The 15,624-nt window shown below is 56.0% G+C and carries 8 protein-coding genes; 6 read left to right on the plus strand and 2 right to left on the minus strand.

Features of this window, described 5'->3' with window-relative positions:
• Positions 1-125: 125 nt before the first annotated feature.
• Positions 126-2,558, minus strand: coding sequence for an endopeptidase La (lon, locus tag HX881_RS10575; RefSeq protein WP_177084315.1), 2,433 nt, complete (start codon positions 2,556-2,558; stop codon positions 126-128).
• Positions 2,559-2,854: 296 nt separating this feature from the next.
• Here lon and HX881_RS10580 point away from each other — a divergent pair, with 296 nt between their 5' ends.
• The 6 genes from HX881_RS10580 (at position 2,855) to HX881_RS10605 (ending at position 9,286) form a co-directional block, all read left to right on the plus strand.
• A complete protein-coding gene (locus tag HX881_RS10580) occupies positions 2,855-3,544 on the plus strand; it encodes a methylamine utilization protein (protein ID WP_177084318.1) in 690 nt (229 codons plus the stop codon).
• Complete coding sequence (locus HX881_RS10585) at positions 3,528-5,885, plus strand: EAL domain-containing protein (RefSeq protein ID WP_177084320.1); 2,358 nt, start codon at positions 3,528-3,530, stop codon at positions 5,883-5,885. Before HX881_RS10580 ends, HX881_RS10585 begins: the two co-directional genes overlap by 17 nt.
• A 5-nt stretch (positions 5,886-5,890) precedes the next feature.
• On the plus strand, positions 5,891-6,757 hold the full coding sequence (locus HX881_RS10590; protein WP_017123901.1) for a DUF3034 family protein: 867 nt from the start codon (positions 5,891-5,893) through the stop codon (positions 6,755-6,757).
• Entirely contained in the window at positions 6,757-7,179 is a 423-nt protein-coding gene (locus HX881_RS10595; RefSeq protein ID WP_177084322.1) for a group I truncated hemoglobin, read from the plus strand. Before HX881_RS10590 ends, HX881_RS10595 begins: the two co-directional genes overlap by 1 nt.
• Positions 7,180-7,516: 337 nt before the next feature.
• Positions 7,517-8,170 (plus strand): Pr6Pr family membrane protein, encoded by a 654-nt coding sequence (locus HX881_RS10600; protein ID WP_177084324.1) that lies wholly within the window; start codon positions 7,517-7,519, stop codon positions 8,168-8,170.
• Positions 8,171-8,314: 144 nt separating this feature from the next.
• On the plus strand, positions 8,315-9,286 hold the full coding sequence (locus HX881_RS10605) for a hypothetical protein (RefSeq protein ID WP_177084326.1): 972 nt from the start codon (positions 8,315-8,317) through the stop codon (positions 9,284-9,286).
• A gap of 200 nt (positions 9,287-9,486) precedes the next feature.
• Here the strand turns inward: HX881_RS10605 and HX881_RS10610 are convergent, their stop codons facing one another.
• A complete protein-coding gene (locus HX881_RS10610; protein ID WP_177084327.1) occupies positions 9,487-15,375 on the minus strand; it encodes an RHS repeat-associated core domain-containing protein in 5,889 nt (1,962 codons plus the stop codon).
• Positions 15,376-15,624 lie beyond the last annotated feature (249 nt).

Genomic DNA, 15,624 nt, shown 5'->3' on the forward strand with positions numbered 1-15,624 from the left:
CGGGCTGCGCGCCCACGCGGAGCATGGGAGCGATCATCGGCTCCAAGTTTCGCACCGATACCTGATCGTTCCCACGCTCTGCGTGGGAATGCCTCACTGGACGCTCTGCGTCCGCTTTGCCGCCCTCAGAACAATACCTTCGCCACATCGGCGAAACGCTTGGCGAAGTGCACGGTGATGCCTTCCTTCAGGTAGTCCGGCAACTCCTCGAAATTGCCCCGGTTCGGTTCCGGCAGGATCAGTTCGTGAATCTTCTGCCGCCGCGCCGCGATCACCTTCTCGCGCACGCCGCCAATCGGCAGTACGTGCCCGGTCAGGGTCAGTTCGCCGGTCATGGCCACGCCCTTCTTCGGCGGCTGGTTGCGGGCCAGGGACAGCAGGGCGCTGGCCATGGTCACCCCGGCACTCGGGCCATCCTTCGGCGTGGCGCCTTCCGGCACGTGCAGGTGGACAAAGGCCTCGTCGAAGAACCGCGGATCACCCCCGAACTGCTTGAGGTTGGAACTGACGTAGCTGTAGGCGATCTCCGCCGACTCCTTCATCACCTCGCCCAACTGCCCGGTCAGCTTGAAGCCGCGATTGAGGGTATGGATCCGCGTCGCTTCGATCGGCAGGGTCGCGCCACCCATGCTGGTCCAGGCCAGGCCGGTGATCACACCGGTGCCGCTCAGTACCTGCTCGTTGCGGAACACCGGCATGCCGAGGGACGCTTCGAGGTCCTTGTTGCCGATCTTGATCGTGCTGTCCGGCGCATCCAACAGCTTGACCACCGACTTGCGCACCAGCTTGCCCAGCTGTTTTTCCAGTTGGCGCACGCCGGCTTCGCGGGCATAACCGTCGATCACCGCGCGCAGGGCGCTATCGCTGATGGACAGGCTGCTTTTCGCCACGCCGGCCTTTTCCAGCTGCTTGGGCCACAGGTGGCGCTTGGCGATCGCCAGTTTTTCCTCGGTGATATAGCCCGACAGGCGAATCACTTCCATGCGGTCCAGCAACGGGCCGGGAATCGAGTCCAGGGTGTTGGCGGTGCAGACGAACAGCACTTTCGACAGGTCCAGGCGCAGGTCCAGGTAATGGTCGAGGAAGTCGACGTTCTGTTCCGGATCGAGGGTTTCCAGCAGCGCCGAGGCCGGGTCGCCCTGGAAGCTCTGGCCCATCTTGTCGATCTCGTCGAGCATGATCACCGGGTTCATCACTTCGACGTCCTTCAGCGCCTGCACCAGCTTGCCCGGCTGGGCACCGATATAGGTGCGGCGATGGCCCTTGATCTCGGCCTCGTCGCGCATGCCGCCGACGCTGAAACGGTAGAACGGTCGGCCGAGGGATTCGGCGATGGATTTGCCAACGCTGGTCTTGCCCACGCCCGGCGGCCCCACCAGCAACACGATGGAACCGCTGATCTCGCCCTTGTAGGCGCCGACCGCGAGGAATTCGAGAATCCGCGACTTGATGTCATCCAGGCCGGCATGGTGCTGGTCGAGAATCTTGCGCGCATGCTTGAGGTCGAGCTTGTCTTCGCCGTACACGCCCCAGGGCACGGACGTCGCCCATTCCAGGTAGTTGCGGGTGACGGCGTATTCCGGCGAGCCGGTCTCGAGGATCGACAGCTTGGCCATTTCCTCGGTGATGCGCTTCTGCGCCTGGGACGGCAGGACCTTGCCCTGCAAGCGCTGCTCGAACTGTTCGATATCGGCGCTGCGGTCGTCCTTGGTCAGGCCCAGCTCCTGCTGGATGACCTTGAGCTGTTCCTTGAGGAAGAACTCACGCTGGTGCTCGCCGATCTTGCGGTTCACCTCGGCGGAGATTTCCTTCTGCAGGCGCGCGACCTCGACTTCCTTGCGCAGCATCGGCAGGACTTTCTCCATGCGCTTGAGCATCGGCACGCAATCGAGCACTTCCTGCAACTCGTTACCGGTGGCGGAAGTCAGGGCGGCGGCGAAGTCGGTCAGCGGCGACGGGTCGTTGGGGCTGAAGCGGTTGAGGTAGTTCTTCAGTTCTTCGCTGTACAGCGGATTGAGCGGCAGCAGTTCCTTGATCGCATTGATCAGCGCCATGCCGTAGGCCTTGACCTCGTCGGTCGGCTCGCTCGGCTGATGCGGGTATTCGACTTCCACCAGGTACGGCGGACGGTGGTGCTTGAGCCAGGTGCGGATACGCACGCGGGTCAGGCCCTGGGCGACGAACTGCAATTTGCCGCCATCGCGGCTGGCATGGTGGACCTTCACCAGGGTGCCGTACTCCGGCAGGCTCTTGGTGTCGAAATGGCGGGTGTCTTCGGTCGGCGTATCGACGAAGAACAGGGCCAGGGAGTGATGCTCGGACTTGCTCACCAGTTCCAGGGTTTCGGCCCAGGGTTCTTCGTTGACGATGACCGGCAGGACCTGCGCCGGGAAGAACGGACGGTTGTGGATCGGGATGATATAGACCTTGTCCGGCAGGTTCTGTCCCGGCAGGGCCAGGCCGGTACCGACGCTCGCATGGGTGTCGGAGCTGCCTTCGGTGCGCTCGGCGTCGGCCTGTTGGGTCGGATGATCGGGGAATTCTTGCTGGTTGCTCATGGGGCACCTGCACAGTTGAGTATGCAAGTTAGATGGGGCGAGCCCACGGTGGTTTCAATGGCCTGGGGCTATAGCTTTGTTCAATCCGGCCGATAGTCGAGGGAGAGACTTGTACATGTCTGTTTTTAATGTAGAACTTTTTTCCGGGTAACGGTCGTTCGTCGGGTCGGTTCAAATAGTGGCCAAAGGCCGCATTTGTTACGTGATCTTCTGCGCGGCGCCCGGTAATCTGCACCGCAGAACCCTTTGCCAAGGCAGGCCATCCTTAACCCTACGAACTCATGAGTAGTTGCTGCATGGCCCGCCCGACCTCGTTGCTTGGATTGTTTCTATGTGTTGCCGGTTTGCTGTCGAGCGGCCTGAGCCAGGCCGCCGGTTTCCAGGCCGAGATGGTCGATCAGCAGGGCAAGCCCCTGGTGGGCGCCGTGGTGACCTTGCAGGGCAACGCCACCGCCGCCACCTATCCCCTCAAGGCCGACATGGACCAGCGCGACAAGCAGTTCGCACCCCATGTCCTGGCGGTGCACACCGGCACCCAGATCAGGTTTCCCAACAGCGACAACATCCGCCACCAGGTCTATTCGTTCTCGCAGCCCAAGCGCTTCGAGCTGCGCCTCTATGAAGGCACGCCGTCGGACCCGGTGCTGTTCGACAAACCGGGGATCGTCGTGCTGGGCTGCAACATCCATGACTGGATGCTTGGTTATGTCTATGTCACCGATGAGCCCTGGTTCGCGGTCAGCGATGAGAAGGGCCGGATCGCCTTCGACAAGCTGCCGGCCGGCCGTTACCGCGTGACGCTCTGGCACCCTCAGGTGACGGATATGCAGCCGCAACCGGGAGGCGAAATCGAAGTGCCGGCCACGGGCCTGAAGCAGCGCTTGAGCCTGACGATCCAACCACTGTCGCCGGATGCTCCGTCGGCGCCAGCTCCGAGTGCCTTTGGCGATGCCTTCAATAAAGCTCTCAGTGAAACTGCGCAGTAGTTTCCAGGCACGGGTCGCCTGTGTCCTGATCCTGCTGTTGCTGGTGGTCGTCGGCGCGCTGTACTTCAGCGTCAAGGTGGCCACCAACGACGCGGTGCGCAGCCAGGCACGCGAGCAATTGGACGTGGGCGCGCGGGTCTTCGAACGCCTGCTGGATGTGCAGAGCCGGCGCCTGGGCGACGGCGTGCAACTGCTGGCGGCCGACTTCGGCTTTCGCGACGCGGTGTCCAGCGGCGATTCGGCGACCATCCGCTCGGTGCTGATCAACCACGGCAAGCGCATCAACGCCAGCGACATGATCCTGCTGAGCATGGACGGCAAGGTCCTCGCCAGTACCCTGGCGGACCAGCCCGACGGTACGCCGTTCCGTTATGACCAGGCCCTGCGCGAGGCGCGCCGCAACAAGCAGGCGACCTTGATCGTGCCGTTGCAGGGCAAGCCGCACCTGCTGGTGGAAGCCCCCGTGCTGGCGCCGTTGCCGATCGCCCGGGTGGTGATGGGCTTCTCCATGGACAACGCCTTCGCCTCGGAACTGCGCTCGCTGACCAACCTCGAAGTGTCGTTCCTCACCGTCGATCACCAGCAGCCCGGGGAACTGGTCAGCACCCAGCCGGGCTCCCTGGCGTCGAGCATTGTCCGGTTGATGCTCGAGGCCTCCCAGGGGCGCCAGTTGCAGATGACCGAGCATCTCAACCAGAGCTTCCTGAGCCAGTCGCTGATGCTCGCCAGCAGTACCGCGAGCAGCGACAGACAGGTCATCGCTCTGCTGCAAAGTCCGCTGGATGCGGCCATGCAGGCCTTCGCCCCGCTGGATCAGAAAATCCTCCTGATCGCGTTGATCTCGCTGCTGGCCTCGCTGGCCGGGGCGCTGTTGCTCGCCCGCAGTGTGTCGCAGCCGGTGCGCTCGCTGGCGCAGGCGGCCGAGCGGATCGGCCAGGGCGACTACCAGACGCCGCTGGCGTTGCAACGCAGTGACGAACTGGGTCTGCTGGCGACGGCCTTCAATTCCATGCAGAGCGAGATTGCCGAGCGCGAGCAGGAGTTGGCGCACAACGCCCTGCATGACCGCCTGACCGGCCTGCCCAACCGGGCGCTGGCGATGGAACGCCTGGGCAGTGCGATAGCTGCCGGTCGTCCCGTGGCCCTGGTCTACCTGGAGATCGACAACCTGCGCTCGGTCGACGATAGCGGCGGACCCGGTGCCGTCGACCTGATGCTGCAGAACGTCAGCCAGCGCCTGCAAGCGGCCTTGCGCCCCGGCGATACCGTTGCCCACCTGATCGCCGGTGAGTTCCTGTTGCTGCTGCAGAATGTCGGCAGCGACGGCGCGGTGGCCACCGCCGACCAGATCCAGCAACTGCTGCTCAAGCCCCAGCGGGTAGCCGGTCACGATATGGCCCTGGATTGCCGGATGGGCATCGCCGCATTTCCTGCCGACGGCCAGGCTCCGGAAGAACTGCTCGGGCGCGCCGCCATCGCCATGAAAGACGCCGAGCAGATGCCCGGACGCCTGCAGATCTACCAACACGGGCGCGACCTGGCCCACCGCCGCCAGATCACCCTGATCCGCGACCTGCGCCATGCCGCGGCCAACGGCGAACTGCTGCTGCATTACCAGCCCAAGCTGGATATTCGCCAGGGCCGCGTGCGCCAGGCCGAAGCCTTGTTGCGCTGGCAGCATCCGCAGTTCGGCATGGTCTCGCCGGCGGAGTTCATCGTGCTGGCCGAACGCACCGGCAGCATCCAGGTGCTGACCCGCTGGGTGATCGAAGAGGGCATGCGCCAACTCGCCGAGTGGAACCTGCGTGGCTTGCGCTTGCAGCTGTCGTTGAACATTTCCGCGGACGACCTGCTCAGCGGCGACCTGGCCGACCGTGTATCGGCGTTGCTCAAGATCTACCGCCTGCCGGCCGAACAACTGATCTTCGAGATCACCGAAAGCGCGGTGATGCGCGAGCCGGAGCAGGCGCTCAAGGTCCTGCACCGCTTGCGCGAGTGCGGCATCAGCCTGTCGGTGGATGACTTCGGCACCGGTTACTCGTCACTGGCGCACTTGAAACGCCTGCCGGTACAGGAACTGAAGATCGACCAGTCCTTCGTGCGCAACCTGGATGAAACCAGCGAGGACGCGGTGATCGTCCGCTCGACCATCGAGATGAGCCACAACCTCGGGCTGAAGGTGGTCGCCGAAGGCGTCGAGTACGCCCACAGCCTGCGCCTGCTGGAGCGTTGGCAGTGCGACACCGCCCAGGGTTACCTGATCAGCCGTCCGCTGACCGCGACGGCCTTCGAGGCCTGGGTTGCCCTACCTTTGAGTTCACCGTCCGTCATGGTTCATTGAGTGATATGAAACGTCGTTTTCCTGCATTGTGCCTGTTGAGTCTTGCCTGTCTCGGTGCGGGCGCCGCCCTGGCCGATAACGGCCGTCTGATCGCCACCGGCGGCGCCAGCAGCCTGGAAGGCGCGGCGGGTGGTGGCATCACACCGTGGGCGGTCCTGACCGGCTACGGCGAGCAGAACGAATGGAGCGCCACGGCGTTCGCCACCACGGTCAATGTCCCGGACTATCGGCTGGATGTGGCCGGGGTCGCGGCGTCCTATGACAACCGCGTGGAAGTGTCCTTCGCCCGCCAGCGTTTCGACCTGGGGTCGCTGGTGCACAAGCTCGACCTGCCCGAGGATCATCTGGGACAGGACATCATCGGCCTCAAGGTGCGCCTGTTCGGTGATCTGATCTACGACCAGTTGCCGCAGGTATCCCTGGGCCTGGAGTACAAGCACCAGACCAACTTCGACATTCCCGAACTGGTGGGCGCCAAGCGTGACCAGGATGTCGAAGGCTACCTGACCGCCAGCCGCCTGTTCATGGGCGCGGCCTTTGGCTACAACGTGCTGGTCAACGGCGGTGTGCGCTACAGCCGGGCCAACGAACTGGGGTTGATGGGCTTTGGCGGCGACCGTCGCGACACCCGTAGCGTGCTCAAGGAAGGTTCGGTGGCGGTGCTGTTCAATCCGCGCTGGGCCATGGGCGTGGAATACCGGCAGAAACCGGACAACCTGTCGTTCGCGGGGGAAAGCGACTGGGCCGACCTGTTTGTCGGCTACTTTCCCAGCAAGCATGTGTCATTGGTGCTGGCCTATGCCCGGCTGGGTGAAATCGCCACCCTGGACAACCAGAACGGCCCTTACCTGTCCGTGCAGGGGAGTTTCTGATGCGTGCCTTGAAACTGCTGGCGATGATTGTCCTGCTGGCCGGTTGTGCCCAGCAGCCGCCCAAGGATGACAGCCTCTATCGCGACCTCGGCGAGCGCGCCGGGATTACCCGCATCGTCGAAGGCACGCTGATCCACATTGCCCGGGATCGAAGAATCGCCGAGCGCTTCCGCAAGATCGATATCCAGCGTCTGCGCGACAAGCTGGTGGAGCAGTTCTGCGTCGAGGCGGGCGGACCTTGCGTGTACACCGGGGATACCATGGCCGAGAGCCACAAGGGCCAGAATGTCAGTCGCAGCGATTTTAATGCCCTGGTGGAAGACCTGATCGCGGCGATGGATGATCAAGGCATTCCGGTGCCTGTGCAAAACCGCCTGATTGCGCGGCTGGCACCGATGCGCGGTGAAGTGATCGACCACTAGGTTCTGACGCGGTCAATGTGGTCGCTTGTGCAGGCCATGTGGGAGCTGGCTTGCCAGCGAAGGCGTCCGAGCGGGCGGTGCAGGGCTCAAGGGCCTCTTCGTGGGCAAGCCCACTCCCACAATGACCATCGCGTCAGGCGCACATCTTGTGCACGCCGCGATCCTTGTGGGAGCTGTGTACGAGCGCGGCTGCCGTTGGTCAGGACTGTCATTTCTGACAGTAGAGTCTTGCCTCGCGTTCTTCTAGGGTCCTGTTCTACACACCGCCTGTTCATGAGCGCCCAATCGGTTGCGCGCTTTGCCGTCGCAGGTGCCGCGTAGCCAAGGAGCCAGGGTCATGGGCGATGAAATGGTTGTAACGCAGGACGGACGTGGGATCGCTGTGAAGATTGCGGCACTGCTGGGGTGGTTCGCGTTGCTGCTTCAGCTGTATCTGATCCTGGCTTCGCGCTGGCAGGGCGATAAAAGCCTGCTGGGCGGGGTGGATATCTTCTTCAGCTACTTTACGGTCCTGACCAATATCCTCGTGGCGATCGTGCTGACCTGCGCGGCGACATCGGGGGATTCGGCGCCGCGTCGCTTCTTTCTCAAACCCACTGTCCAGACTGGCGTGGCTGCCGCCATCGTGGTGGTCGGGCTGGCGTACAACCTGCTGTTGCGCGAGACCTGGAGCCCAGAGGGCTTGCAGTGGTGGGCCGATGAATTACTGCACGACGTGATGCCGGTACTGTTTGTGATCTATTGGTGGCTCTGCGTGCCCAAGGGCACATTGCACTGGCGGGATCTCTGGCCGTGGCTGCTCTATCCGTTGGTCTATTTCATCTATGCCCTGGTGCGTGGGCACTTTGTCGGTTCCTACCCCTATCCCTTTATCGAAGTGGACAAACTGGGTTATCCACAGGTGTTTATCAACGCCTTGATGATATTGGTGGGGTTCGTGGTGGTGTCGCTGGTGCTGATTGCCCTGGATCGGTGGAAAGGCAAGCGTTGATTACCTGAAAAGGTTTCAGTGAATTTGATATTAATCGCTAATGATTATTGGGTACTGTCAATATTGACAGTACCCAACTGTGCATGATTGAGGGAGTCTTGAGTCCGATGGCAATGCAGCCGTCTTTAACAGGAGTCGCTGATCATGAGTATGAAAATCGATTCAAGCGTAGATATTATTTCATTTTTTGTGGGTGTAGGCCTCGATGTAGCCGAGTTTGGAACCATCTGGGATGTAGAGCCTGGAGAAATCCAGAACAGGACAGGGGTACTGGTTCGTATACCGGCTAATACAGACGTACCCTATTCCGCGGGAGATGTAATGGAAGATGGCTGGAAGGACACCAGAATCCCGGGAAGCATAGCATTGCCGGTTCCAATCCCTCGTCCTGGCGATAAGTGGTCCTATGAGGGGTATAGGCGGTATTGTTCCGCGGAAGGTGATCTCTCGAAACTCTCGGAAAGTGGTATTACACCGTTCGCTACAAGTCACGCAGGGGAATTGCTTTTTAAGTTTGGGAGGGAAGGGCGAGCGTTGCCCGTATATAATGGAGGTCACGCTGATATGATCAATGATACCGGCAGCATGCATGTGGGTATCAATGTTCCGGCGGATGAGTTGCATACGGTTAGTGGTAGCGTAACAATTGCGCTGGGAATGTTTCGCCCCTCAAACCAATTAGTCACTTTTTCTTTTGATGTAAGCGATGGATGGCTCGATATGTCCCAGACGAGGCGGCTTGGCTGGGCGGATTTTCTTGACGACATCGCGCCGAAAAGTGATAGAGGGCATTATTTGACGCTTGAGGCCCCCGCGGTGGCTCAACGTGATGCACGCTGGAATATCAATTATACGTTGTATGATGGTACGGTCGTTACCGAGTGTGGGCCCAACGGGGTGAATTCACAGGCTATTGAAGGAGATAGCCGTTTTCCCTATAGCGGAGAAGGTGCCAGGTACGGTCAGCTTATTTACTCTTGGGGCGGTGTGGTTCGACCTGTGTGGCATGGTGGCGCGTCCTTCGAAGAGTATTCTGGGGAGGGGCATTTATACATGAGGATGAATGATTCAGAAATGGGCAATAACCAGGGTTATATCCATGTCCTGGGGAGTTGAGCCCTGCGTGCTTGTCTGAGCCGTTGTCCGCCTGTGTGCGAAGCTGACCTTCAGGTTGTGGAGGATGTATGGGGTTATGCCGTGAAATTTATAATACGTGGGGAAGCAGGCAGGTTATCCAGTTGATCAAAAAGCCGGTCAGGTTAGCTGGCTGGCTTTTTGATCAGGTGTTTAGAGCAAGGCGATAGCGCCAAGGGTCATTAAGTGGGGAAGAAGTTTACACGGATGCTATTGTATGCATCAGTATTTCCCCATATAAAATTATCATCTTCATTAAGTCCGATTATTCTTTTGTGAATGGGGACGGTAATTTCATACTTTTTTCCGATGAACGTTGCCAACCCTTCTTGGCGATTGGAGAATTTTCCGATTTCGGGTACTATTTCTTCTGGTGCCCACGTTGCGGATATTTTGCCAATAAAACCCTTCACCGGCTTTCTAGTGATATTCGAAAGGGTTTGAGCGAAAGAGGAACTTCCGCCGTCGGCTGAGTGGCACATCAATAGACGAATATAGTCATAGTTTTTAACATCGTAGCCAAGGCTTTTTGCCAGGTCTACGGCCTCGCCTGGACCGAGTAGTTTTCCACCGACAACCATTAGTGCTGACTCATCTCCCGGAGGAATAGTGCCATGAACATTGAAAGTTAAGCGTTTTCCTCCTTTGAACGCTTCTTGACTCAATGTAAGACTGTCTTCGGTTAATTTTATTTTTTCTATCGGTCCTCCCAGGACTTGGGTTATTTTTCTTGTTTGTCCAAAGTGCTCGGTCGATAAGGACGCGGCCCGTCTGAAGTCGCGGAGGGTGGAATAGATGGTTTTTCCTGCACGAAATGAACCATAGGCAATATTCGAAAGTCCCAAGCCAAGGGATGCCCAGCCTAGTTTTTCCGAAAGTTTTGGATTGCTCCTTTCAGTCAATGCGCTGGCTATACCAAATGAAGTAGCGGCGATCTCTGTCCCTAGAAGCGCACCTCCCAATAGAAGCGAGGTGCCACCGGTCGGTATGGCCGCCATGATTGCCACTCCTCCCCAGAGAATCGTACTAATCAAACTTCCATGATTGATTGATGAGTCGTCTTGTACATTCATCCAATGGCTGGCATGCCCGGTCGGATCGCTGTAGTTGATGGGGTCCGAGCAGTAACTGTAACTATTTATTCCTCCTGCACCAAAGGGGCTTTGGCTATCGGGCGATTGGAAGCGCAGGATGACGGGGCTGTAGGTTCGATAACCATTGCCCAAGTGGTAGAGTCCTGTTACTGAATCCATGGGTTCGCCATTGAAGCCGAGGAAAGATCGATTGTTATTATCAAGCGGCCTGTAGCCATGCGCGGTGTAAGAAAAGTAGGAGGCTGTTTTGTTGATGGTGTCGTAGCTGGCGATGAGAGAACCATGTGAGTCCTTCAACTCCATGCAGCGGGTGGTCTGGGTGGCTCCTGTAGTGTGGTCAAATACAGATTTTACCTGGATGCAACAAGAGTTACTTGAGTTGAGCTGGCTATTGGTGACCGAATGCGTTTGTCCCTGACCGACCGAGAATATATTTTCAGATTGGGCAAATACAGAGGATCCTTTATAAAAGAAATTCTGGGTGCGAAGAGCGCTTTTTGTTCCCGCTATCCGGTTATAGGCATCATACGTATAAGTGATGGCGATGCTTTGATCGGCTGAAAAGACTTCTTTTAACTGCCCAAGGCTGTCGTAGCTCAGGGTTCTTCCGGCTTCGTCTTTAGTCAGCCGTCCGGCGCTATCATATTCAAGGAGTATCGAATTGGGGTAAGCTGGGTGTGTGTTGGTGATGGAGCTTAGTTGAGTCTTATCATAGGGGTTGTCATAATGGTACGATGTGATGTTTGTCTCGGCACCAAATTGGCTGGTGCAGGTTGATATGTTATTCAGGGCGTCATAAGTGAAGTTCTGCGCGGTGAGTGTGTTTCCCCAGGGGTCCACTGGACATTCAGTACCGTAGTAGGAGCAAGTCTGCAGTTGCCCCGAAGGAAAGTAGGTGAAGGTTTCCTGACGGATTAAGATGTTGTCTCTGCTGAATGTTATGTTGCTGATTAACCAGTCGGGTTGATAATTGCATGCTATTGTTAATGTTGGAAATCCTGCCGTAGAAAAAACACGGCTTGTTTCACGATGGTTTTCATCGTACGTGTAGCTAATGCTTGTCGTCGTGCCGGAGCCAGCGTCGTATACGTCCTCTTTTATTAATAAACCTGAGTTGTCATGATACAGCTGTGTATTTATTGTGGGACTGGAAGAACCTATGTAGCGGCCATTCTGATTGTAGTGATAGGTTGTTTCGTTTCCAAGGAAATCGGTTTCTGACGTTAATAGGCCGTTTAGAGAATATCGATAGGTGGAGGATTTGTTGGCTTCGTTATTGAGGTTTGAAAGTTCTTCTGTCAGCAGAGAGCCATTCGCGTTGTAGTAGCGATTTACAGAGGCTCCCGGTATTCTATACGCTGTTTCTGAAAGGTTGCCAGGTGTTTGATAAGTATATGCCTGCTGCTGCCCGCTGGACGTTACGCTCTGCTTTATAAGTTTGTTGTCGAGTTCTGCCTGGTACTCGAAGCTGACTTCTCGAGTATCAGGCAGAGTAGCCGTGGTGGCTGAGTTTGACGATGTTGCATAGGTGAAGGTATAGGATCTTCCGCCGCTGGCTGAGTGAACGAGCCGATTTAGCGTGTCATAATTTTGCTGCCCGAGATTATAGGAGGCGTAGTTTGAGTGATCGAGCACTGAAATTCCGGATATTACTTTTTCTGGTGTGTGATTTGGATAGATATAGCTGATGGTTTTATTTTCGGAGGTTATGGTGCTGGGCCTGCCGAAATTGTCGTAGGTGTAGGTGATGTCGAGACTGTTTGAGAGCGAGCGGGTTTTTTGGGTTTGTGTAGTGATTCGCTGAAAACCGTCATATTGGTAACTTTGGGTTGCTTGTGTATTTCCCCATATGTCTGAGCTGGTGATAAGGACTATTTCTCCTTGCGGGTTGTAAGTCGTCAGGGTCTTACCGCAAGGAGTGCCGCCAAATTCTATCCAGCTCTCCAATGTATTGCTTATTGGGTTGTAATTTGAGTATATGGTTTTTTCATTGTTGACAATTGATTTGTTTGGGTTTCCCCAGTTGTCATAGTGTGTTTCTGTCCAGGAGCTGAGTACTGAACCGTCTGCAAGGTGGTCATAGAGGAAGATTTTTTCCTCTCGACCTAGAGCGTCATACTGGGTAGACGTAACGCTCAGCCATTGAGGTGAGCCGGTAATGTCCGTCCATATTTCTGTGCTGATAGGGCGTTGCAGAGCGTCACTTTTTATCCACTGTTTGACGCCGGTATCGTTGGTGATAACGACGGAGGGGCCGGAGGCTGTCTGGATGTACTGGTAGTCCGTTGTTTTACGGTATTGGTAGCTTTGTGAGTTTTGAGTTGTTTTGACGGTTCGACCAAGAGAGTCGTATGTGTATTCAGTTGTATTTTTCAGTGTGTCGATAAATTTTACGACTCTTCCGCTGAAAATGGAGGTCGTCTCTTCAATTGTGTTCGAGATACCTTCGGATGACACGACTTCTGTTATTTTTCTCAGGTAAGCATCTGTGATTTCGTAGTAAAAATTAGTAGTGTATTTGGAGTAGGGTACGGTGTTTCCATAGGCATCCAGAATTTCAGTGGTTGTGGACTGCACCCGGCCGTGATGGGGAGAGGATGGATCTTTGATATAAGCTATCGTTTCGAGAACCATTGATCCATCTTTCCATCGGCCTAGGGAAGATCCTCCGACGGAATCCGGACTGTATACCGTTAGACATAATGACGGACGAAGGTTTCCTGCCGCTAGTGAGGGTTCTTTTTTGGGTAAAAGAGTATAGCTGTAGAATTTTCTTATCAAATCGCCATCTTGACTGCTTTGAATGTTATAGAATTGTTCGGATTCTATGTGTCTTTCGGATATGTTGAGAAGGTTGGAGTATGTGTCGTTGTCAAGCTGGATTGGGTATTCCAGGTTGACTGGTATGTTAAAGGCTTGTTTGGCGTTTGATGTATTATTGTTTGCGTATTTCCAGCGTGTGGAAACTCCGCTCGTATCGCTATAGATTATGTTGTTTTCTGGTGAGAAGAGTGTCTGCTTCGTTGGGGTTTCTCTGAATGCCCCACTGTTTTGGTTTTTGTATTGCGTTTTATTAAGATAGGGGGCGGAGCCTAGATATTCATATTTTATTGTCGTGCTGCATTCGTTGATGATTTGGGTTTCTGATGTGAGAAGGTTTTTTTCGAAGGTGAAAATCTTACTGATGACCTGCTCGGATGTATAGTTTGTCGAAGTTGTAGTATACGAATCACTTGAAACTCTTGTGTAACTATACCCCGTAATTATCTCGGGTTGTCCTCCGCCCGGGGTCAGGGTGTGCTGTGTTACCCAGGGGAATGTCGTATTGTTAATTGTGGCTCCTTGATTTTTATAAAGCACTTTCTCTATCAGTCCCGACGAGCTGGTTACGGTGGTGAGAACCTGGCCTAAAGTCGGGTTGGGTTCGTAGTAAAAATTTTGGCTGGAGGGAGTAGATGAGTCGGGGAAAGTGACAGAGTTCAAGGTGGTGTTGAAATTTAAAACTGCACTGTGTTGTTCTTGTGTGTTTGGCCATATGATGAAAGTTGCACTATTGTCAGTGTAGGTCGCACTGAGTAACGTGTTTTTTTCATCTCTGATGGATGTGAGCCTGGTCACGTTGCCCAGGTTGCCTCGTTGGATTTCCCAGGTTATATCAAGGGTGAAGCCATGAGTTGTTATTATTTTAGTTGGTAATAGTTCGTGGTTGGCGCCCGTGAAATTAAGTTTTTCGATGCTTCCATCTTTGTGATATATCTGGATCGCTTGTTTTGGCGTTCCATATTCATCATATTCCTTATCTGCTCCAAGCGTAAATCCATACGATCTTAGGACATCTCGGCCGTCCATGTTACTTGGGTTGTCAACGGATACTCCCGTCGAAAGAGTCAGGGTCTTGTAGATCAAATCATAACTTGATAGACGAAATTTCCAGCCTGTACCTATTCCAAATCTATCCACTTTGCTTGGGCGATAAAATAAGTCAATGTCCAGGTTTGGGCCTTGAGCGGCATTGGCGATCAAGGAAACAATAGGGAAATACGCATTGAACAGGCCGGTTCTTGGGTCTACATAGTTTTCTTTTTTATTTGCAGTATTGAATATCTCATTTTTTAAGAGACTGTCGTAATCAATACCAGGTCCGGACTGGACGGTATAGTACTGTTCGCCTGACCAGCCGGAGTCCTGGCCGTTGGCTGATTGGTAGGCGACGATGGGGTAGGTGCCAACCTCTTCGTTGACGTTGGGAATCGACCAGTTGCCATAGGCATCGGCGTAGAGTTGGTCATTGTCGTAGCGCGGTTGTCCCCCGGACCTGTAGACCATGACCTTGGCATTGGGAGTGGCCTTGCCGCTGATGGTGAATGGCGAGGTGAGAGGCCCTGCCGGCGCATCGATCACGGGAGCAGCGGGCTTGGCGGATTGGACGGTATAGGGCTGTTCGCCCGTCCAACCGGAGTCCTGGCCGTTGGCTGATTGGTAGGCGACGATGGGGTAGGTGCCGACCTCTTCGTTGACGTTGGGAATCGACCAGTTGCCATAGGCATCGGCGTAGAGTTGGTCATTGTCGTAGCGCGTGGCGCCCCCGGATTTGTAGACCATGACCTTGGCATTGGGTATGGCCTTGCCGCTGATGGTGAACGGCGAGGTGAGAGGCCCTGCCGGCGCATCGATCACGGGAGCAGCGGGCTTGGCGGACTGAACGGTATAGAGTTGTTCGCCTGACCAACCGGAATCCTGGCCGTTGGCTGATTGGTAGGCGACGATGGAGTAGGTGCCAACCTCTTCGTTGACATTGGGAATCGACCAGTTGCCATAGGCATCGGCGTAGAGTTGGTCATTGTCGTAGCGCGGCTGTCCTCCGGACCTGTAGACCATGACCTTGGCATTGGGAGTGGCCGTGCCGCTTATGGTGAACGGCGAGGTTACGGGGCCTGCCGGGGCGTCGATGACGACGGCCATGTCTGAGGTATTCATGTTGTTTCTCCCTCCATCAGGCTGAATGGGAGTAGGGGTCCGCACTTCAGCAACAAGAGCGTTTCCAGGAATGGGCGGGAGCGATCGCCGATGCCGAGCACCTTTTCCCGTCCGGTATGGAAGCGATGCTAGGAGTCGGCCATTTCAGTGGCTACTGTCAGAAATGACAGTAGCGACAAACGGTGATCCCTTCTGAGGCAGGGAAATTCCTTGAACAGTTTCCCGTTGGCATTGGTGCCGATTGCACGG

This window comes from Pseudomonas gingeri, assembly GCF_013386115.1.
Taxonomy (GTDB): domain Bacteria; phylum Pseudomonadota; class Gammaproteobacteria; order Pseudomonadales; family Pseudomonadaceae; genus Aquipseudomonas; species Aquipseudomonas gingeri.

What these genes read in the sequence shown, in the direction of transcription:
- lon (WP_177084315.1), bottom strand. Translation starts at nt 2,558, where the DNA reads ATGAGCAACCAGCAAGAATTCCCCGATCATCCGACCCAACAGGCCGAC.
- HX881_RS10600 (WP_177084324.1), top strand. Translation starts at nt 7,517, where the DNA reads ATGGGCGATGAAATGGTTGTAACGCAGGACGGACGTGGGATCGCTGTG.
- HX881_RS10605 (WP_177084326.1), top strand. Translation starts at nt 8,315, where the DNA reads ATGAGTATGAAAATCGATTCAAGCGTAGATATTATTTCATTTTTTGTG.
- HX881_RS10590 (WP_017123901.1), top strand. Translation starts at nt 5,891, where the DNA reads ATGAAACGTCGTTTTCCTGCATTGTGCCTGTTGAGTCTTGCCTGTCTC.
- HX881_RS10610 (WP_177084327.1), bottom strand. Translation starts at nt 15,375, where the DNA reads ATGAATACCTCAGACATGGCCGTCGTCATCGACGCCCCGGCAGGCCCC.
- HX881_RS10595 (WP_177084322.1), top strand. Translation starts at nt 6,757, where the DNA reads ATGCGTGCCTTGAAACTGCTGGCGATGATTGTCCTGCTGGCCGGTTGT.
- HX881_RS10580 (WP_177084318.1), top strand. Translation starts at nt 2,855, where the DNA reads ATGGCCCGCCCGACCTCGTTGCTTGGATTGTTTCTATGTGTTGCCGGT.